Source organism: Microbacterium sp. S1037, from assembly GCF_048381605.1.
Taxonomy (GTDB): domain Bacteria; phylum Actinomycetota; class Actinomycetes; order Actinomycetales; family Microbacteriaceae; genus Microbacterium; species Microbacterium testaceum_B.
Genome location: NZ_JBLWIG010000001.1, coordinates 1992667 through 2012826, shown reverse-complemented (window position 1 = coordinate 2012826; position 20160 = coordinate 1992667). Strand labels below are relative to the sequence as shown.

Annotated in this window: 18 protein-coding genes; 10 read left to right on the top strand and 8 right to left on the bottom strand. The window is 70.4% G+C overall.

Annotation, left to right across the window (positions count from 1 at the left end):
- Positions 1-7 precede the first annotated feature (7 nt).
- Positions 8-1120 (bottom strand): hypothetical protein, encoded by a 1113-nt coding sequence (locus tag ACMW4R_RS09100; protein WP_418299711.1) that lies wholly within the window; start codon positions 1118-1120, stop codon positions 8-10.
- Complete coding sequence (locus ACMW4R_RS09095) at positions 1117-1644, bottom strand: RNA polymerase sigma factor (RefSeq protein WP_058614349.1); 528 nt, start codon at positions 1642-1644, stop codon at positions 1117-1119. Before ACMW4R_RS09095 ends, ACMW4R_RS09100 begins: the two co-directional genes overlap by 4 nt.
- Before the next feature lie 105 nt (positions 1645-1749).
- On the opposite strand from ACMW4R_RS09095, the gene ACMW4R_RS09090 reads away from it, so the two are divergent.
- On the top strand, positions 1750-2577 hold the full coding sequence (locus tag ACMW4R_RS09090) for an NADH:ubiquinone oxidoreductase subunit 4 (chain M) (protein WP_418299710.1): 828 nt from the start codon (positions 1750-1752) through the stop codon (positions 2575-2577).
- Positions 2574-3212 (top strand): pyroglutamyl-peptidase I, encoded by a 639-nt coding sequence (pcp, locus tag ACMW4R_RS09085; protein WP_193754801.1) that lies wholly within the window; start codon positions 2574-2576, stop codon positions 3210-3212. The genes ACMW4R_RS09090 and pcp overlap by 4 nt, the downstream gene beginning before the upstream one ends.
- 7 nt (positions 3213-3219) lie before the next feature.
- On the opposite strand, the gene ACMW4R_RS09080 is transcribed toward pcp, so the two are convergent.
- Together ACMW4R_RS09080 and ispG are read right to left on the bottom strand one after the other, a co-directional pair.
- Complete coding sequence (locus tag ACMW4R_RS09080; RefSeq protein WP_418299709.1) at positions 3220-4431, bottom strand: benzoate/H(+) symporter BenE family transporter; 1212 nt, start codon at positions 4429-4431, stop codon at positions 3220-3222.
- Positions 4432-4513: 82 nt separating this feature from the next.
- Positions 4514-5665 (bottom strand): flavodoxin-dependent (E)-4-hydroxy-3-methylbut-2-enyl-diphosphate synthase, encoded by a 1152-nt coding sequence (gene ispG, locus ACMW4R_RS09075; RefSeq protein ID WP_193751290.1) that lies wholly within the window; start codon positions 5663-5665, stop codon positions 4514-4516.
- A gap of 206 nt (positions 5666-5871) precedes the next feature.
- Between ispG and ACMW4R_RS09070 the strand changes: the two genes are divergently transcribed.
- Entirely contained in the window at positions 5872-7809 is a 1938-nt protein-coding gene (locus ACMW4R_RS09070) for an anthranilate synthase family protein (RefSeq protein ID WP_058614352.1), read from the top strand.
- 94 nt (positions 7810-7903) lie between these two features.
- Here the strand turns inward: ACMW4R_RS09070 and ACMW4R_RS09065 are convergent, their stop codons facing one another.
- Positions 7904-9220 carry a M50 family metallopeptidase gene (locus tag ACMW4R_RS09065; RefSeq protein ID WP_418299708.1) on the bottom strand — a complete coding sequence of 439 codons (1317 nt, stop codon included), beginning with the start codon at positions 9218-9220 and terminating at the stop codon, positions 7904-7906.
- Positions 9221-9307: 87 nt separating this feature from the next.
- On the opposite strand from ACMW4R_RS09065, the gene ACMW4R_RS09060 reads away from it, so the two are divergent.
- Positions 9308-10966: a Mur ligase family protein gene (locus tag ACMW4R_RS09060; RefSeq protein WP_418299707.1), complete on the top strand. Its 1659-nt coding sequence runs from the start codon at positions 9308-9310 to the stop codon at positions 10964-10966.
- A 127-nt stretch (positions 10967-11093) separates the two neighbouring features.
- On the opposite strand, the gene dxr is transcribed toward ACMW4R_RS09060, so the two are convergent.
- Both dxr and ACMW4R_RS09050 read right to left on the bottom strand, forming a co-directional pair.
- On the bottom strand, positions 11094-12176 hold the full coding sequence (dxr, locus tag ACMW4R_RS09055) for a 1-deoxy-D-xylulose-5-phosphate reductoisomerase (RefSeq protein ID WP_418299706.1): 1083 nt from the start codon (positions 12174-12176) through the stop codon (positions 11094-11096).
- 9 nt (positions 12177-12185) lie between these two features.
- Positions 12186-13148, bottom strand: a complete 963-nt coding sequence (locus ACMW4R_RS09050) for an FKBP-type peptidyl-prolyl cis-trans isomerase (RefSeq protein WP_058597038.1) — start codon at positions 13146-13148, stop codon at positions 12186-12188.
- Between the two features lie 159 nt (positions 13149-13307).
- Between ACMW4R_RS09050 and ACMW4R_RS09045 the strand changes: the two genes are divergently transcribed.
- The 4 genes from ACMW4R_RS09045 to dhaM all read left to right on the top strand — a co-directional run bounded on the left by ACMW4R_RS09045 (position 13308) and on the right by dhaM (position 16463).
- Entirely contained in the window at positions 13308-14009 is a 702-nt protein-coding gene (locus ACMW4R_RS09045; protein WP_153001368.1) for a lysophospholipid acyltransferase family protein, read from the top strand.
- 98 nt (positions 14010-14107) lie between these two features.
- The gene (dhaK, locus tag ACMW4R_RS09040) at positions 14108-15103 is read left to right on the top strand and encodes a dihydroxyacetone kinase subunit DhaK (protein WP_363337413.1); all 996 of its coding nucleotides are present in this window, start codon (positions 14108-14110) and stop codon (positions 15101-15103) included.
- Positions 15100-15738 (top strand): dihydroxyacetone kinase subunit DhaL, encoded by a 639-nt coding sequence (dhaL, locus tag ACMW4R_RS09035; RefSeq protein ID WP_058614369.1) that lies wholly within the window; start codon positions 15100-15102, stop codon positions 15736-15738. The genes dhaK and dhaL overlap by 4 nt, the downstream gene beginning before the upstream one ends.
- Positions 15735-16463 carry a dihydroxyacetone kinase phosphoryl donor subunit DhaM gene (gene dhaM, locus ACMW4R_RS09030; protein WP_058626247.1) on the top strand — a complete coding sequence of 243 codons (729 nt, stop codon included), beginning with the start codon at positions 15735-15737 and terminating at the stop codon, positions 16461-16463. The genes dhaL and dhaM overlap by 4 nt, the downstream gene beginning before the upstream one ends.
- 3 nt (positions 16464-16466) lie before the next feature.
- On the opposite strand, the gene ACMW4R_RS09025 is transcribed toward dhaM, so the two are convergent.
- On the bottom strand, positions 16467-17432 hold the full coding sequence (locus tag ACMW4R_RS09025) for a sugar-binding transcriptional regulator (protein ID WP_058597034.1): 966 nt from the start codon (positions 17430-17432) through the stop codon (positions 16467-16469).
- Positions 17433-17539: 107 nt separating this feature from the next.
- On the opposite strand from ACMW4R_RS09025, the gene ACMW4R_RS09020 reads away from it, so the two are divergent.
- Together ACMW4R_RS09020 and ACMW4R_RS09015 are read left to right on the top strand one after the other, a co-directional pair.
- A complete protein-coding gene (locus tag ACMW4R_RS09020) occupies positions 17540-19258 on the top strand; it encodes an FAD-dependent oxidoreductase (protein ID WP_418299705.1) in 1719 nt (572 codons plus the stop codon).
- A gap of 121 nt (positions 19259-19379) precedes the next feature.
- Complete coding sequence (locus ACMW4R_RS09015; protein ID WP_058597032.1) at positions 19380-20135, top strand: MIP/aquaporin family protein; 756 nt, start codon at positions 19380-19382, stop codon at positions 20133-20135.
- Positions 20136-20160: the final 25 nt, after the last annotated feature.

The window sequence follows — 20160 nt, the reverse complement described above, 5'->3', positions numbered from 1 at the left end:
CGCCGTCTCACCCGAGTGCGGCGAGCACGGCGGCTGCGACCGTGCGCACCTGCTCCTCCGTCAGGTTGCTCGCGGTGACGTCGATCAGGCCGCCCGGTGCGTCCGCGACGAGACGCAGAGCCTTGAGGCTCGGTTCCTCGATCACCCAGGCCTGCTGCGCGCCGTCGACCTCGACGGGTGTCCCGCCGAACGCCTCGACCTCGCTCGCGTCGAACCGCGCACCCGCGGCGATGCCGATCCGCAGCCCCGGCGGCGTGACTTCGTCGTACGTGACGGGCGCGAACGAACACCAGTCGGCGAACCCGCTCGCGGTGAGGACGTCCCACTCCTGCCCCATCGGAACGTTGTCGGTCCCGATCGGCCCGAGATCGTCGCGACCGAGGGCTCCCGACACAGCATCGGCGAGCTGTTCCTGACAATCGGTGAGTTTCCAGGCCCCGGAAGGGAGCTGTCGCTCGGTTCCCGGTGAGGCGGCCGCACGCGGACCGATCTCGGCGGCCGCGCGGACCGCGATGTCGGCGTCGTCGGCGTTCACGACGACCCATGCATCGCCGAATCGCTGGGAGTAGTCACACGGGCCGCCCTCGCACGACGGCGTGACACCGGCCCTCGCTCGAACCGCCTCCGGGACGAGCGACCACGGAAGCACGGTCACGTTCAACGCTTGCCACTGACTCGTGTCCTGTGCACGCCATTGGCATGACACTCCTCCCAGGAAGGTCGCATCCCAGACGGGTAGTCCTGGCGAGAACTCCATGGGAACACCGACGAGGGCAGAGACCGCGCTCTCGCTCAGCACGGCAGAACAGTCCCCGCCGAAGGCGAGCACAGGCGTCGTCGGGGCGGCCTGCGTCGGCGTCACGATCGGTTCCGGCGTGGACGTGGGCGACGGAGTCGGCGTGGACTCGGTCGGTGCAGGAGAGGGCGTCGTGGCGATCTCGGGCGCGCTCAGCGTGGTCGTGGCAGCCACCCCTCCCGCGATCGCGATGACCAGCGCCGCGGCGATCGAGCCGGCGATCACCGCGCCGCGGTGCGCACCGACGGGCTTGATGTCGCGCGCTCCGCCGACCAGGCGCGCGCGCATCACCGCGCGCTCTTCGGGCGTCAGTTGATCGTTCATGCCCGCGCTCCTTCCTGCGCGAGTTCGCCGCGCATCTTCGCCTTCGCGCGATTCAGACGCGACTTCACGGTTCCCGCCGGGATGCCGAGCGCCTCAGCGACCTCGCGTTCGGCGTACCCCTCCAGAACCGACAGCACCACCACCGCTTGCTCCCGCTCGGGCAACCTCTTGAGCGCCGCCATCACGTCACTGGCTTCCGGCTCGACGGAGGAGGACGACGAGGCGGGGGCCCGATCCAGCAGTGCGCGGTATCGACGCGCCGACCGCTCCAGATTCCGCGCGGAGTGCGCCACGGTGTTCAACAACCACGGCAACGGCGACCCGTCGACGAGACGCACCGACGCACGCTTGCGCCACAGTTCGAAGAACGCCACCGTCACGGCATCCTTCGCGTCCTCTCTGTGCGTCAGCAATCGGCAGGCGTGGCGGAACAGCCGCGCCTCGTGCCGGTCGAACAGCGCGGCGAGCGCGAGCTCGTCGCCTTGGCGCACCCGGGACCAGAGCCCGGCGTCGTCGTCATCCACACCCTGTAGTGTCCGCGAGTTGGCGATCGGTTCCCGCCCGCCGGGCCGATTCGATAACGAAACGACAACGGTCGCCGACCCCGCCGCACACCCTAGGGTGAGGTCATGCGTCCCCGCTGGATCGCTCTTCTGAGCGCCTCCGTCGCCGTCCTCGTGGGCGTGATGACGTGGGTCGCGATCGTCGCCGGAATGAGCGTCGGAAATGCGCTCGGCGGACTCGGGCGCGAACACGCCGAGGCCCTTCCCGAGTTCGCGGCGACAGACGTCTTCTCGGTTGCGGCCGACGGCACCCTCACCCCGCGGCCGGACGGCCGCTCGAGCCGGGTCTGGAGCGAACTCCTCCGCGTGACCACGCCGGAGTTCGCGGCATCCACGATCACGGAGTACCAGACCGGCGACGACCCCGACAGCGACACGCTCGCCTACGTCGAGACCGCCGACGACCCGACGAAATGGGTCTTCGCCGCCAACCTCGCTTACGACGGGGATCGTGATCTGCTGCTGGTGACGCTCATCCACGAGTACGCGCACATGCTGAGCCTCGGCGAGGACGACACCGACCCATCGGCGATCGGATGCGACACGGAATGGGCGGGATCGGGATGCCTCCTCCCCGACTCCGACCTCCAGCGCTTCGCCGACCGGTTCTGGGCCGGCTACACCGATGCCCCCGCACGCGACAACGTCGACGCCGACACGGCGTGGGACTTCTACGAGGCGCACGAGGAGGACTTCGTGAGCGACTACGCGGCGACCAACGTCTCCGAGGACTTCGCGGAGACGTTCGCCGCGTACGTGGTGGAGCCGGACGTGGATGCCACCGACTCCGTCGTCGCGCGGAAATTCTCGTTCTTCGACGCCCTGCCGGAGTACGCTTCCGCGCGCGAGCGCATCCGCGCGGAATTCCACCTGGAGTGGAGGACCGGACAGTGACGACGATCCTCCTGACGGGCTTCGAGCCCTTCGCCGGTGACGCGACCAATCCCTCGGGCGACGCCGTGCGCCTCGTCGCGGAACGGTGGTCGGGTCCGGGAACGCTCGTGGCCGAGGTGCTGCCGGTCGTGTTCGCGGAGGCCTCCGCCCGTCTCGCTGCGCTCATCCGGGCGCACTCCCCCGACGTCGTGCTGGCGGTCGGTCTGGCCGGCGGCCGCAGGGGCCTCACGCCGGAGCGCGTCGCCATCAACCTGGCCGATGCGCGGATCCCCGACAACGCGGGTCAGCAGCCCCTCGACCGGCCGATCGTCGAGGGTGCCCCGGCCGCCTACTTCACTACGCTGCCCGTGAAGGCGATGACCGCGGCGATCGCCGCGGCCGGCATCCCGGCATCCCTCTCCCACTCGGCGGGCACGTTCGTCTGTAACCAGGTGATGTTCACGGCACTGCATGAGACGGCTGACGCCGACGGCATCCGGGCGGGGTTCCTCCACGTCCCCTACGCAGCAGAGAACGCCCCCGACAGAGTGGACTCATTGCCCCTCGGCGACATCGTCCGCGGGCTCGAGGTGGCCCTCCGCATCGCGGTCGACGCTCCGACAGACGCGGCGCTCCCGGGCGGCACACTCCACTGAGCGGCGCTCAGACCGCGCGTCGCCGCCCCACGTGCAGCACGGCCCGCACCACGAGCCCGGCCAGCAGTGCCCAGAAGGCCGCGCTGACCCCGGCGATCGCGATGCCGGACGCCGCGACGAGGAACGTCACGACCGCCGGCATCCGCTCGCCGGGGTCATCGATCGCCTGCTGGATCGCGGAACCGAACGCCGCGAACAGCGCGACCCCCGCGACGGCAGGGATGACGCCAGCGGGTGCCAGGAGAACCAGAGCGGCGAACGCGGAAGACAGCGCCGCGAGGACGAAGTACGAGCAGCCGACCGAGATGCTCGCGAGCCACCGGCGGTCGGGATCGGGATGCGAGTCGGGTCCTGCCGCGATGGCGGCGCTGATGGCTCCCAGGTTGACGGCGTGGCCGCCGGCGGTCGCGGCCACGGCCGAGCCGAGGCCGGTGACGATCATCGCCGGGCGCCACGGGACGGTGTACCCGAGGCTCCGCATCACGGCGACCCCGGGCACGTTCTGCGACGCCATGGTCACCACGAACAGCGGGATGCCGATGCCGACCACCGAGCCGAACGTGAGGGTGGGGAGCACGAACTCGACGCGGGGAACCAGGGTCGCCGGGTCCACCTGCGCGCCCGACCGGACGATCCCGATCACGATCACGACAGTGGCGGCCGCGAACGCCAGAGGCACGGCCCAGCGCGGCAGCAGCCGCGCGGCGACGAGCCACACGACGAGCACCGGCGCGACGCCCCACGGATCCGAGAGCACGCCGGTGAACGGCGCCACGCACAGCGGCAACAGCACTCCCGCCAGCATCGCCTGGGCGATCGACGGCGGGATGCGGGCGATGAGTGCGCCGAGCGGAGGGAAGAACCCGGCGAGCAGCATGAGAACCGCCGAGACCAAGAACCCGCCGACGACCGCCGGCCAGCCGCCGTCCACAGCGCCGGTGGCGGCGAGCAGCGCGACGCCGGGGGTGGACCACGCGATCGTGATCGGCATCCGGTAGCGCGCGCCGACGAACAGGCATCCCACCGCGATGGCGAGACACAGGGCGAGGAGTCCGCTGGCGGCCTGGTCGTCGCTCGCGCCGACGGCCCGGAGGCCGGTGAGGACGACGGCGAACGTGCTCGTGAACCCGACGAGCGCGGTGACGACACCGGCGACGATCGGGCGGATCGCGGACGCGTCGGGTCCGGGGGATGCGGGAGCGGCGGCGGAAGCGGTCATACGACTTCCGACGCTATCGGAACGGCAGTGGTCCAATCGCTCGCGCGCGGACCCCTCCTGCGCGGACCACGCGATGCGTCGGTCAGACCGTGATGACCTGCGCCGTACCGGGAGCCGCGTCGGGACCCATCTCGTCGGCGAGGCGGTTCGCCTCTTCGATGAGCGTGCGGACGATCTCGGCCTCGGGAACGGTCTTGATGACCTCGCCCTTGACGAAGATCTGGCCCTTGCCGTTGCCCGAAGCCACACCGAGGTCGGCGTCGCGCGCCTCGCCGGGACCGTTGACGACGCAGCCCATGACGGCCACGCGCAGCGGCACCGTCATGTCCTTCAGGCCCTCGGTGACGTCGTCCGCGAGCGTGTAGACGTCGACCTGCGCGCGACCGCACGAGGGGCACGAGACGATCTCGAGCTTGCGCTCGCGGAGGTTCAGCGACTGCAGGATCTGGTGGCCGACCTTGACCTCTTCGGCCGGAGGGGCCGAGAGCGACACGCGGATCGTGTCGCCGATGCCCTCGGAGAGCAGGATGCCGAACGCCGTCGCGCTCTTGATCGTGCCCTGGAACGCGGGTCCGGCCTCGGTCACGCCGAGGTGCAGGGGCCAGTCGCCCCGCTCGGCGAGAAGGCGGTAGGCCTTCACCATGACGATCGGGTCGTTGTGCTTGACCGAGATCTTGAAGTCGTGGAAGTCGTGCTCTTCGAACAGCGACGCCTCCCACACGGCGCTCTCCACGAGCGCCTCGGGGGTGGCCTTGCCGTATTTCTCGAGTAGACGACGGTCGAGCGATCCGGCGTTCACGCCGATGCGCAGCGACACGCCCGCCGCCTTCGCGGCCGCGGCGATCGCACCGACCTGGTCGTCGAACTTTCGGATGTTGCCCGGGTTCACGCGCACCGCGCCGCACCCGGCGTCGATCGCCTGGAAGACGTACTTCGGCTGGAAGTGGATGTCGGCGATGACCGGGATCTGGCTCTTCTTCGCGATGATGTGCAGCACATCCGCGTCGTCCTGCGACGGGACCGCCACGCGCACGATCTCGCAGCCGGATGCCGTGAGCTCCGCGATCTGCTGGAGAGTGGCGTTGATGTTCGTCGTGGGGGTCGTCGTCATCGACTGGACGCTCACGGGGGCGTCACCGCCGACGAGCACCTTGCCGACCTTGATCTGACGGGTCTTGCGACGAGGCGCGAGGACCTCCGGCACGCGGGGCATCCCGATGTTCACTGCAGGCACGTCCACAAGCCTACGCTTCCGCACCCTGACAGGGGCTGAGGGTCGCCCTGTGATAAGTTCGGCGCCATGCGCGCGTACACATCCTGGTGGCCCACCGTCTAGGCGGTGAGCACGCGTGCGACAGACCGCCCTCCCTCGGGATCGGGGCGGTCTTCGTGTTTTCCGGCGGCCGTTCCGGACCCTCGATCACAGACGGAAGTACTTCGATGACCGGGCCCGACCCCTCTTCCCTGATCCACGACCTCCTCAGCGGCACCGCCCCGTTCGCCCTGATCGCGCGCGACGGCACGACCGTCGAGGTCCTCACCGGTGACGTCGTCGACGTCGAGCTGCTGCGCGACATCCCCCTGACGGATGCCACCGGCACCGCGCGCGAAGTCCTCGCGCTCGTGCCGTTCCGGCAGGTGCGCGAGCGTGGGTTCGTCTGCCACGACGACGGGGCGCCGCTGCGGTGCCTCGTCGTGGACGAGCGCGTCTCGCTCGATCGCGCCGAGACCGTGGCATCCCTCCCCTCCTCCCCCATCCCGCTCGCGGACGCGGGCTTCGACATCGCCGACGAGGAGTACGCCGACATCGTGCGGCGGGTGATCGCCGACGAGATCGGCCGGGGCGAGGGCGCGAACTTCGTCATCCGCCGCGACTTCGTCGCCGGAGTCGACGTCGACCCGCGCGTCGCGGCGCTGACGTGGTTCCGCGCTCTGCTCGAGCACGAGAAGGGCGCGTACTGGACCTTCGCGGTGGTGACCGAGGGGCACATCGCGGTCGGCGCGAGCCCCGAGGCGCACGTGAGCGCCAAGGCGGGCATCGTGACGATGAACCCCATCTCGGGCACCTTCCGTCACCCCGCGGGCGGCGCGACGGCCGAGACGCTCGCCGAGTTCCTCCGCTCGACCAAAGAGACCGAGGAGCTCTTCATGGTCGTCGACGAGGAGCTGAAGATGATGAGCGCCGTCTGCAGTGACGGCGGTCGCATCACCGGCCCTCACCTCAAGGTAATGTCCCGCCTGACCCACACCGAGTACATGCTGCGCGGTCGCAGCGATCTCGACCCGCGCGACATCCTGCGCGAGACGATGTTCGCCCCCACCGTCACCGGCTCCCCCATGCAGAACGCCTGCACCGTCATCGCCCGGCACGAGACGACGCCGCGCGGCTACTACTCGGGCGTCGCGGCGCTGTTCACCCCGAACGGTGCGACCGAGGGCCCGACGCACGATCTCGACGCGCCGATCCTCATCCGCACGGCGTACCTGGTCGACGGCCGCCTCCGAGTCCCCGTGGGAGCCACGCTCGTCCGCCACTCCGATCCGGACGGCGAGGTGGGCGAGACCCACGGCAAGGCTGCGGGCGTCCTCGGGGCGATCGGCGCGATCCCGCGCGATGTCCCCGCTGCGCCCGCCGACGCCGACCCCGACGCGCCCGTGTCCGAGCGTCGCCCGCTGGCCGAGGATCCCGCGATCGCCGAGCTGCTGGCATCCCGAAACGACCGTCTCGCGCCGTTCTGGATGAACCCGCAGGATCCCGACGGCTCGGGTCCGTTCGCGGGACGCACGGCTCTCGTCGTGGATGCCGAGGACCGCTTCACCACGATGCTCGCGCACCAGCTGCGCCACCTCGGCCTCGAGACCCGGATCGTGCACTGGTCCGAGGTGACCGACGCCGATCTCGACGCGGCCGACCTCGTCGTCTCGGGCCCGGGCCCCGGCGACCCGCGCGACGACAGCCCGCGGATGGCGGCGATGCGCCACGTCGTCGGCCGCCGACGCGCGGCCGGCGCGCCGCTGCTCGCGGTGTGCCTGAGCCACCAGATCCTCGCCGACTCGCTCGGGATCGACCTGCGGCCGCTGGCCCAGCCGCACCAGGGCCTGCAGAAGACCGTCGACGTGTTCGGCGAGCCCGCCTCGATCGGCTTCTACAACACGTTCACGGCGCGCGTCGCACCCGGTGACACCCAGCGCGGCATGACCGTCGGCCAGGGCTCGGTCACGACCGAGATCGTCACCGATGTGGCGGCGGATGCCGAGACCGGCGACGTCTACGCCCTGCGGGGACCCGGCTACGCGAGCGTGCAGGGGCACCTCGAATCGATCCTGTCGCGCGACGGCATGCGGACGCTGGAGCGGTTGATCGCCCACGTCCTCTGACGCGGTCCCTTCGACGGGCTCAGGGACCACCCGGCCGCCGGCCCTCGCCGGCACAGGTGGCTGAGCCCGTCGGAGCCACCGGGACCAGATGGCGTTACAGCAGCTTCACCGGATTGAAGATGTCCGCGAGAAACAGCACGCTGCCCACGCCCACCAGCAGGATCACGACGACGAAGGTCACGGGCACGAGACGCGTGGCGTCCACGGGCTTGGCGACACGGCCGCGAGCGCGCGCGATGAGTTTCTTCAGTCCGTCCCAGAGCGCCACGACGACGTGTCCGCCGTCCAGGGGCAGCAGCGGGATCAAGTTGAACGCGAAGAGGGCGATGTTCAGTCCGCCGAGGAGCAGGACGATCTGCTGCACGCGTTCGAGGATCGGAGCGTTCACCGCGGCGATCTCGCCCGCCATCCGGCCGGCGCCGATGACACTCATCGGGCTGTCGGCGTCTCGCGGCTGACCCGTGATCGTGTCGACGGCGACATCGTAGACGCGCACCGGCAGCTGCGACATGATCGTCGCGACCTGTCCGATGTACTGACCCGTCGCCTCGACTCCGGTCCAGATCGGCTGCGGCTCGAACGCGATCTGCGGGCTGAGGCCGGCGAACCCGATCGTCTCGTACTCGGGGGCGCCGGAGGCATCGGTCACCGGCTGGCCCTGCGCGTTCGTCACCGCCCGGTCGGTCGACTGCGGGGTGAACTGTATGGTCTGCTCCGCGCCGTCTCGCTCGATGACCATCGACAGGGGCTTGCCGGGAGACGCCTGGATGATCGCCGCCGCCTCGTTGAAGTTCGAGACGGGGGTGCCGGCGATCGAAATCATTCTGTCGCCCGGCTGCATGCCCGCCGCCTTGGCGGGGGCGACCGGGTCGGACGGTTCGCAGTCCTGCCGCTGCTGGCTCGCCGGGATCACGCACTCCGAGACGGAGGCGACGGTCGTCGTCCCCTGTTGGATGCCGATGCCGCTCAGCGCGATCGTGAACAGCACGACCGCGAGGACGAGGTTCATCGCGGGCCCGCCGAGCATGATGATGATGCGCTTCCACACGGGCAGCCGGTAGAAGGCGCGATCGTCGCCCCCGATGAGCGTCTCGGCGTTGGCATCCCGGGCGTCCTGCACCATCGTGGCGAAGAACCGCGACCGCCGTTTCGACGGCTCCTCACCCTCGGGAGCGGGCGGATACATGCCTGCCATCGAGATGAAGCCGCCGAGGGGCAGAGCCTTGAACCCGTACTCGGTCTCGCCGATCCGGCGCGACCACAGCGTCGGCCCGAAGCCGATCATGTACTGCCCGACCCGGACGCCGAAGATCTTCGCCGGCAGAAGGTGACCCATCTCGTGCAGCGCGATCGAGACGGCCAGTCCCACCACGAGCACGAGGACGCCGATGAGGAACGCGATGACAGTCACCCGCCGACGATACCGCCGCGCTCCTTTGAAGCGCCCGTGCGGCGGCGATGCCCTGTCTGTGCGAGACCGGATGAGACAATGGACCCGATGCCGACCGACGCTGCCCCGAACCTCCCGCCCGTGCTCCGGCCCGAGCGTCCGCCCCAGCGCGACCTCGCCGAGCTCGCCCGCCGATTCGGCGTGCGCAGCGTCGGGGAGGTCGAGGCGACGACCCTCACGGGCATCACGCTCGCCACGGCCGATCTGCGCGCGGGCGAGGCCTTCGTCGCGATCCGCGGCGTGAACCGGCACGGGGCGGAGTTCGCCGCGACCGCCGCCGAGCGCGGAGCGGTCGCCGTCATCACCGATGCCGACGGTGCCGATATCGCCGGCCCCACGGGTCTTCCGATCGTCGTCGTCGACGATCCCCGTGCGCTCCTGGGCGACCTGTCCGCGTGGGTGTACGGCACCGGCCCTGACGACGAACTCCCGCAGCTGTTGGCCACGACCGGCACCAACGGCAAGACGAGCGTGTCTCACCTGCTCGAGGGGATCCTCGGCCAGCTCGGGGTGGTCACGGGCCTCTCCTCGACGGCGGAGCGCCACATCGCGGGCGAGGTCATCGTGTCGCGGCTCACTACGCCCGAGGCATCCGAGTTCCACGCCCTTCTCGCCCTCATGCGCGAACGCGGCGTCGAAGCGGTCGCCGTCGAGGTGAGCGCGCAGGCGCTCACGCGGCACCGCGTCGACGGACTCGTGTTCGACGTCGCGGGTTTCACCAACCTCACGCACGACCACCTCGACGACTACGCCGACATGCGCGAGTACTTCGAGGCGAAGCTGCCGCTCTTCCGGGCCGACCGCGCGCGCCGCGGCGTCGTCTGCCTCGATTCCCCGGCCGGCGCCGAGATCGCGGCCCGCGCCGAGATTCCCGTGGTCACCATCGTCACCCCGGCCATCGCGGCGGATGCGACGGCCGAGGCCGATTGGACGGTCGAGATCGTCGACGAGCGCCAGGAGGGCACGGAGTTCACCCTGCGCGCGCGCGATGGCCGGACGCTCACCACGGTGGTTCCGGTGATCGGCCGGCACATGGCCGCCAACGCCGGTCTCGCGATCGTGATGCTGCTCGAGACCGGCTACGCGTGGGAACGTCTCGTCGATGCTCTCGACGGCGGCCGCATCGACGCCTCCCTCCCCGGGCGGACCCAGCTGGTCTCCGGCCCCGAGGGCCCGGCGGTGTACGTCGACTTCGGTCACTCCCCCGACGCGTTCGAGAAGACCCTTGCGGCGGTCCGCCGGGTGACCCCCGGCAAGGTCGTCATGCTCTTCGGCGCCGACGGCGACCGCGACGCCACCAAGCGCCACGACATGGGGCGCACGGCTGTGCTCGGCAGCGACATCCTCGTCGTCACCGACCACCACCCTCGGCGCGAGAATCCGGACACCATCCGCGAGGTCCTGATCGAGGGTGCGCGCCGCGCGCGGCCCGACGCCGAGATCCTCGAGTTCACCCCGCCCGAGCGCGCGATCCTCGAGGCCGTGAAGCTCGTGAGCGAGGGCGACGCGATCCTGTGGGCCGGCCCCGGACACCAGGACTACCGCGACATCCGGGGCGTACGCACCCCGTACTCTGCCCGTGAGCTGTCACGGCGTGCCCTGCGCGCGGCGGGCTGGGCGGTTCCCGACCCGCAGTGGCCGGTGCCGTACCCGCTCGACGAGACCCCGTCGTCCGACCCCGAGCGCCCCGTCGACTTCCCCGCCTGAGGCGGCAGCGCCGCGTCACGCCTCAGCCACCCGACGCGAGGTGGCTGAGCCCGTCGAACCCACCAGAAGCCGCGTCAGCCCGGTCCCGTCGACAGGCTCAGGGACCCCCGCATGCGGCTCGAAGCGGTCAGCGCGCCGCGATCACGGCATCCGCCGTCCGACGAGCCCAGGCCTCGGCGTCGGCAAGCGATTCGCGCGTGAGCGTCGCGGGTGCCTCGTGACGGTCGACGACCTCTTCGATGATCTCGAGGATGCCGAGGAAGCTCAGACGCCCCTCGTGGAACGCATCGACGGCCTGCTCGTTCGCGGCGTTGAAGACGGCGGGATACGTCGCTCCCGCGCGCCCGACCTTCTTCGCGAGCGCGACGGACCCGAAGGCCTCCTCGTCGAGCGGCTCGAAGGTCCACTGGCTCGCGGTCGTCCAGTCGAGCGGCGCCCCGACGCCGGCCACGCGGCGCGGCCAGTCGAGGCCGAGGGAGATCGGCAGGCGCATGTCGGGCGGCGAGGCCTGCGCGATCGTCGATCCGTCGATGAACTCGACCATCGAGTGCACGATCGACTGCGGATGGACGGTGACGTCGATGCGGTCGTACGGCACGTCGAAGAGCAGGTGAGCCTCGATGACCTCGAGACCCTTGTTGACCAGCGTCGCCGAATTCGTCGTCACGACGCGGCCCATGTCCCACGTCGGGTGCGCGAGCGCCTCGGCGGGCGTGACGCCCCGCAACTGCTCGCGCGAACGCCCGCGGAAGGGGCCTCCGGATGCCGTGAGCACCAGCCTTCGTACCTCGTTCGCCTCTCCGGATCGCAGCGCCTGCGCGATCGCCGAGTGCTCGGAGTCGACCGGCACGATCTGACCCGGGGCGGCGAGCGCGGTGACGAGGTCGCCACCGACGATCAGCGACTCCTTGTTGGCCAGCGCAAGGGTGCGTCCGGATTCGAGGGCCGCGATCGTGGGGCCGAGCCCCACCGAGCCCGTGATGCCGTTGACGACCACGTCGGCCTCGACATCGCGGACGAGCTGCTCGGCCTCGGCGGCGCCCATGGCGATGTGGTCGACGCCGAACTCGCGGGCTTGCGCCTCGACCCCCGCACGGTCGGAACCGGCGGCGAGGCCGACGACCTCGAAGCGATCCGCGTTCGCGCGAATGACGTCGAGCGCCTGCGTGCCGATCGAACCGGTGGAACCGAGGAGGAGGACGCGGCGCATCCCGTCAGCCTACTGAGCGGCGGGAGTCGCGTGCTGGACGCCGAGGATGTCGACGACGAAGACGAGGGTCGAGTTGGCCGGGATGGAGCCCTTGGCCTGGTCGCCGTAGCCGTCGGCGGGAGGGATCACGGCGACGACCTGCGAGCCGACCGTCTGCCCCTCGAGCGCCTGCTTGAAGCCCGGAACGACGTCGGTCGTCGCGAACTGCGTCGGCGCGCCCTTGTCCCAGCTCGAATCGAACACGGTGCCGCCGTCGTAGAGGACGCCGGTGTACTGAACGATCACGGTGTCGCCGGGGTTCACGACGTCACCCGTCCCCTGGCGGAGGTTCTCGATGCGCGTCTCTGTGGGGGCGGGGGTGGTCGGCACGGTGATCGTCGGAGCACCGTTGTCGGCGAAGGTCACGGTCGGCATGCCCTCGACGGGCGCCACCTCGGTGCCCTCGGCACGCGTGGGCAGCTCGGAGATCGAGTCGGCGACGAGGATGTAGGCCGGCGAGCCCTCGCCGAGCGTTCCCGCGGGGAACGTCGAAACGGTGCGCGAGCCGATCGGCACGCACGACACCGCGGCACCGAAGATCTGCTGGGCGTTGACGATCATGTCCATGCCCGAGGGGTCGCTCTTGAGCGAGTCGAGCGCGACCTCACCCGTCGACGCGTCGATCACGGTGTAGTTCGCCTTGACGAGATCGCCGGCCTTCACCTCGTCGCCGGTGCCCTCGATGAGAGTGCTGCGCTGGATCGCGCTCGGCGCGAATCCGTCGGGCCGGGTCACCGTGACCTCGCCCTTGAAGTCGCCGGACACCTCGAGGCCCGCGGGAACGTCGCCCGTGAACGGCGTCTGGCACTGTCCGGCGTCGGGGCTCGCACTGGCGTCCGGCGTCTGGCTGTCATCGGACGAACCGGCGCACCCGGCCAGAAGCAGCACCGCGACGGCGGCGACGGACAGGGAAGCGATCGGGCGGAAGCGCACGGAGAACCTCTCGAGAGAAGACAGGGAACCCCCATCCTCGCGCATCCGTCTTAGGCGCGGCTGGGAGTCCCCATGCGCGACCCGGCATGCGGCGGCGAGTAATCTCGACGGGTGAGTTCCGACGTGCCCGCCGAGACCCCCGCCGCCGTGCCGCAGCAGATGGGTGCGACGTACGTCCTCGGGCGTTCGCTCATCGCCCCCCTCGCCCGCGCCGTGTACCGCCCGCGCGTCGAAGGACGCGAGAACGTCCCGCGCACGGGCCCCGTCATCTTTGCGAGCAACCACCTGTCGTTCATCGACTCCATCGCGATCCCCGTCGCGGCTCCTCGCCCCGTTCACTTCATGGCGAAGTCGGCGTACTTCGAGAAATGGGCCTCGCGGCAGTTCTTCACCGCGATCGGCGCGATCCCCGTCGAACGCGGCGCCGGTCAGAAAGCCCTCGACGCCCTCGAGCAGCAGCGCGCGCTGCTCGAGGACGGTCGCGCGGTCGCGCTCTACCCCGAGGGCACACGTTCCCTCGACGGCCGCCTCTACAAAGGACGCACCGGAGTCGCCTTCCTGGCCCTGCAGACGGGCGCTCCGGTCGTCCCGGTCGGCCTCATCGGCACGGACAAGGTCATGCCGGTCGGAGCGAAGATCCCGACGACGAAAGAGCGCATCACGGTCCGTTTCGGCGAGCCCATCGACCTCTCCCCCCACGGACCCGCCACCTCGGGCCGGGCGCGTCGCGGCGCGACCGACGAGATCATGGCCGCGATCCACGCCCTCAGCGAGCAGGAGCTGGCGAACGCGTACAACGAGGCCCCCGCGCAGAATCCCCTCGAGCGCATCAAGCAGGTGCTCCCGCACGAGCGCCTCTGACGCTCTCCTCCTCGACTTGCTGCTTGACGCGGCGACGCGGGGCGAGCAGGGTCGGGAGTGACGGCCCCGAACCGTCACCGCCACGACGAGGAGGCACCGTGAAGAAATTCGTCAACGACCCGGCCGACGTGCTGGCCGAGGCCCTGCGCGGCATCGAAGCCGCTTACCCCGAGCTCCGCGTCGACGCGGAGAATCGCGTGATCCTGCGGGCGGAGCCGACCCGCGCCGGCAAGGTCGCCCTCGTCTCGGGTGGAGGCTCGGGCCACGAGCCACTGCACGGAGGCTTCGTCGGACGCGGAATGCTCGACGCGGCGGCGGCGGGCGAGGTCTTCACCTCCCCCACCCCGGATCAGGTGCTCGCCGCGACGCAGGCCGTCGACTCGGGTGCGGGTGTGCTGCACATTGTGAAGAACTACACCGGCGACGTTTTGAACTTCGAGATGGCGGCCGAGCTGGCGGCGGCCGAGGGTGTGCAGGTCGAGGCGGTCGTCGTGGCTGACGACGTCGCGGTCCAGGATTCGACGTGGACCGCGGGCCGCCGTGGCACCGGCACCACGGTCATCCTCGAGAAGATCGTCGGCGCCCTGGCCGAAGAGGGAGCCGACCTCGCCGCCGTCGCCGAGCTCGCTCGTCGCGTGTCCGCGGCCGGCCGCTCGATGGGAGTGGCGCTGACCAGCTGCACGGTCCCCGCGGCGGGCCGCCCCACTTTCGAGCTGCCCGACGACGAGATGGAGGTCGGCGTCGGCATCCACGGCGAACCCGGTCGCTCGCGCGTGAAGCTGGCATCCGCTCACGAGATCGCAAAGCTCATGGTCGACCCGATCGTCCACGACTTCGGTGACCCGGTGGGGCCGGCGATCGTCCTCCTGTCCGGCCTCGGCGGGACGCCGCTGATCGAGCAGTACCTGCTCTACGGCGAGATCGCGCCGTTGCTCGCGGAGGCGGGGATCGACGCGCAGCGCGTCCTCATCGGCGACTACATCACGAGCCTCGACATGGCGGGCGCGTCACTGACGGTCGTCAAGGCGGACGAAGAGATGCTGCGCCTTTGGGATGCCCCGGTCGTGACCCCGGGTCTGCGGTGGGGCGCATGAGCGGCGCCGTCTCGACCGACGATCTCGTCGCCTGGATCCATGCGTTCCGCGACGCCGTCCAACAGCACAAGGACGAGCTCACGCGCCTGGACTCCGAGATCGGTGACGCCGATCACGGTTCGAACATGGCGCGGGGGCTCGACGCCGTGGTGGCCAAGCTCGACCCCGCACCGGCGACCCCTGCCGAGCTCTTCAAGACCGTCGGGATGACGCTCGTGTCGTCGGTGGGCGGCGCGAGCGGCCCGCTCTACGGCACGTTCTTCCTGCGGATGGGTCCCGCCCTGACGTCGGACGATGCTGATGCCGCGGCCCTGGGCGCCGCCCTCCGCGCCGGCGTCGACGGGGTCGTGGCTCGCGGCAGGGCGGAACTCGGCGACAAGACGATGATCGACGCCCTGGCCCCCGCGCTCGACGCGTGGGATACGGCCGTCACCGACGGCGCCGACCCTGCCGGAGCCGCGCGGGCGGCAGCCGAGGCCGCCGCCCGAGGCCGCGACGCGACCGAGCCGCTCGTCGCGCGAAAGGGCCGCGCGAGCTATCTTGGCGAGCGCAGTGCCGGGCACCTCGACCCGGGTGCCACCTCGGCGACGCTCCTGCTCGAGGCCCTGCGCGACACACTGGCGGGCGGCGCGTGATCGGCCTCGTCGTCGTCTCGCACTCTCGCGCCCTGGCCGACGCCGCGGTCGAACTGGCCCTGCAGATGGGCGGGGAGAACCCTCCGACGGTTCGCGTCGCCGCGGGCGGGCCCGACGGCGACCTCGGGACGGATGCCGTGGCCATCGCTTCCGCGATCGACGAGGCAGACGGCGGCGAGGGGGTGCTCGTTCTGATGGACCTCGGTTCCGCGATCCTCAGCGCCGAGACGGCTCTGGAGTTCGTCGCCGCACCGGAGCGCGTCCGCCTCAGCGCCGCACCGTTCGTCGAGGGTCTCGTGGCGGCGGTCGTGACCGCCGCGGGCGGAGCAGGACTCGACGCGGTCGCGACGGAATGCGCGACGGCGGGCGACGCGAAGCGCCGACAGCTGGGGGCGGACACGGACAGCGCCGGTGCGGGTGCGGCATCCGGAACCGCGAGGACCGCGCAAGGCGCGGCTTTCGAGGCGGTGATCACGAACCCGTCGGGCCTGCACGCTCGCCCGGCCGCGACCTTCGTCAAGACCGCGTCGCGGTACGACGCCGACGTGCGCCTCGTCGATCTCGACACGGGCTCGGAAGAGATCTCGGCGCGCAGCCTGTTGGCGCTGATGGCGCTGGGAGTGCGTCAGGGATCACGCGTCCGCGTCAGTGCGACCGGCCCCGAGGCTCAGGCGGCGCTGGACGAGCTGCGCGCTCTGATCGAAGACGGCTTCGGCGAGCGCTGACGCTCAGCGGGTGACGCTCAGCAGGCGGCGGGCGAGGGCCTCCTCCACGACGAGCTCGGTGACGAGGCCGGCGGCGAGGGCGCCGCGCAGGGCGTCGAGCTTCGACAGACTCGACACGACGCAGAAGCGCCGCGGGATGCGCCGGACGGTGTCGAGGTCGGGACCGCTCGAACGGGCGTTCAGCTCCGGGATGTCGCTCGACCCGTCGACGCGGTAGAACACCGTCGCGCAGTCGCCGACGACCCCCTCTCGCTCTATCACCGCCCGATCGCGCTCGTCGAAGTAGTCGCTGCTGTAGACGTGCGAGGGCACGTCCGCCTGCGGCGAGCCCAGGCCGAAGACGAAGAGCCCGACGCGGTCCTGGATCTCGAGGACGGAACGCACCGAGCGCTCCCGCCACATCGCACGCTTCGTCTGGGGATCGTCGAAGAGCGCGGGAACCGGGAATTGGTGCACGGACGACGACCAGGCCGTACCGAACCGCGACAGGATCTCTCCCGCGTATGGGATGCCGCTGGTGCGGACGTTGGCGGCACCGTTCATCTGCACGATGTGGGTGTCGTGTACGTCCTTGGCGGGGACGTGACGGGCGATCGCCGAGAGCGTCGACCCCCACGCGATCCCCACGGTCATCGAGGACTCGACCCGCTCGGTGAGGATGCGCGCGGCGGTCAGGGCCGTGCGTTCGAGGCGATCGGCCTCCGTCGTGCGTGCGGGCGTGGGCACCACGTGCGCGGCGATGCCGAAGCGGTCGGCGATGCGCTGCGCCATCTGCCCGCGAGCGTCGTCGGGCGGGCTGATCGAGATCGTCACCAGCCCGACGTCGCGGGCGTGCTGCAGCAGGCGCGACACCGAGGAGCGCGAGACGCGCATCTCATGGGCGATGGCGTCCATCGTCAGATCTTGCATGTAATACAGCTGCGCGGCGCGGAGAGCATCCCGGCCGCGGGCTTCTGCCTGGGTCACCATGGGCCCTCCCGTCCGCCCCCATTGTGCACGTTTTTTCAAGGGGCTTGCAACAACGTGCAGACGGGCGCATTCTGTCGGCGTACCAACTACGAAAGGTCGCAGTCGACATGTCGTCCCCCGCAACTTCGCTCCGCGCCGACGTTCAGGCGCTTCGTGACGCCGAAGACATCGACGTCCTCATCATCGGCGGTGGCATCAACGGCCTCGCCACTCTCCGTGACCTCTCCCTGCAGGGTGTCAGCGTCGCCCTCGTCGAGCGCGGCGACTTCGTCTCGGGCGCCTCGTCGGCCTCCAGCCACATGGTGCACGGCGGCATCCGCTACCTCGAGAACGGCGAGTTCCGCCTCGTCAAGGAAGCGGTGACCGAGCGCAACGATCTGCTCAAGACCGCGCCCCACTACGTCAAGCCCCTCGAGACCACGATCCCGATCTACAAGACGTTCTCGGGCATCCTGTCGGCTCCCTTCCGCCTGCTCGTGACCCACGGCCGCGGAAAGCCCAACGAGCGCGGAGCCCTCCTGATCAAGGTCGGCCTCATCATGTACGACACCTTCTCGCGCGACGGCGGATCGGTTCCCCGCCACAAGTTCCTCGGCAAGAAGAAGTCGCTCGCCGAGCTCCCCAAGCTCAACCCCGACCTCGCATACACCGCGACGTACTTCGACGCGTCGATGCACGACCCCGAGCGCATCGCGCTCGACGTGCTCCACGACGGCATCGTCGCCGGTGCCGGTCGCACGCAGGCCGTCAACTACGTCTCGGCCGTCGGCGCAGACGCGAACGGCGTGCGCGTCCGCGACGAGGTCTCGGGCGAGGAGTTCTCGGTCAAGGCCAAGGTCATCCTCAACACGGCCGGCCCCTGGACCGACCTCGCGAACGCCGCCATGGGGCTCAAGACCCAGTTCATGGGGGGCACCAAGGGCTCGCACATCGTCCTCGACAACCCCGAGCTGCTCGCCGCGACAGGTGGACGCGAGATCTTCTTCGAGCACTCCGACGGTCGCATCGTGCTCATCTACCCGCTCAAGGACCGCGTCCTCGTCGGGACGACCGACATCGACGCCGACCCGGCGAAGCCCGTCGTGTGCACCGACGACGAGATCGACTACTTCTTCGACCTCGTCGGGCACGTCTTCCCGAGCATCACGGTGGACCGCTCGCAGATCGTCTACACCTTCTCCGGCATCCGCCCCCTCCCCCGTCACGACGACACCGCTCCCGGTTTCGTCTCGCGCGACTACCGCATCGTCGAGGACGAGATCGCGGGCGTTCCCGCAATGAGCCTGGTGGGCGGCAAGTGGACCACGTTCCGCGCTCTGGCGGAGCACCTCAGCATGAAGACGCTGCAGAAACTGCGTCGTCCGCACCGCGTGAGCACGCAGGGCCTGCCCATCGGCGGCGGCGCGGGCTTCCCGGCGACCCCCGAGGCGCGCCGCCGGTGGGTGGCCGCACGCACGAATGCTCACTCCCGCGAGCTCGTCGAGGCGCTGCTCACGCGCTACGGCACCCGTGCCGACCTGCTGCTCGAGGCGCTTCCGGCCGAGCCCACCCCGATCGAGCACGCCCCCGGCTACTACGTCGAGGAGCTCGAGTGGATCGCCCGCAACGAGCAGGTCGTGCACCTGATCGACGTGCTGTTGCGCCGGACGCACCTCGCCTTCGTGGGGGGAATGACCGAGCGCACGCTGGTCGAGGTCGCCGAGGCAGTCGCCGGCCCTCTCGGGTGGGACACCGACCGCGTTCAGGAGGAGGTCGAGCGCACCCGCGACATCCTTCTCACCGCTCACCGCGTCGATCTGGCCGAAGCCGGGGTCGCCGCAATCTGAGAGAACGTGCGGGCGCGTCACCTGTTGCGCGCCCGCACGGCGGTCATAGGTTCGGATCACCGAGCCGCAACGACGCCCGAGCCGAAGGTGGACGGGCGACAACAGAAAGGTCGATGACGACATGCAAGAAGTCAATCTGGGGCTGTACTTCCTCTCGGAGGTGGTCGGCACCGCGATGCTCATCCTGCTGGGCTGCGGAGTGGTCGCCAACGTGGCCCTGGCCAAGACCAAGGGCAACGCCGGTGGGTTCCTCATGGTCAACTGGGGATGGGGCCTGGCGGTCTTCGCCGGCGTCATCGTGTCCGCCTACTCGGGTGCCCAGCTGAACCCCGCCGTGTCGATCGGCCTGCTGGTCGCCGGCAAGATCTCCTTCGTCCAGTTCCTCGTCGCGGTCGCCGCGCAGATGGTCGGTGCGATCATCGGTGCCGTGCTGGCGTGGGCCTCGTACAAGCAGCACTTCGACGACGAACCCGACCCGGCCGCCAAGCTCGGCGTCTTCTCGACGGGCCCCGCGATCCGTTCTTACGGATTCAACTTCCTCACCGAGGTCATCGCGACCTTCGTCCTGGTCTTCGTGATCTTCGGATTCGCCGACTACGGCGTCGCCGACATCGGCGTCCCCGGTGGCATCGGTGGCCTCGCCGCCGTCCCCGTGGCCCTGCTGGTGGTCGGTATCGGCGCCTCGCTCGGTGGCCCGACCGGCTACGCGATCAACCCGGCCCGTGACCTCGGCCCGCGCATCGCCCACGCGATCCTCCCCATCAAGGGGAAGGGCTCCAGCGACTGGAGCTACGCCTGGGTGCCGGTCGCCGGCCCCCTGGTCGGCGGGCTGCTCGCGGGTCTGCTCGCCCCCGTGCTGCTCCACCTCGGCAAGTAACACCTCCGCGGGGGCGGTGCGAACC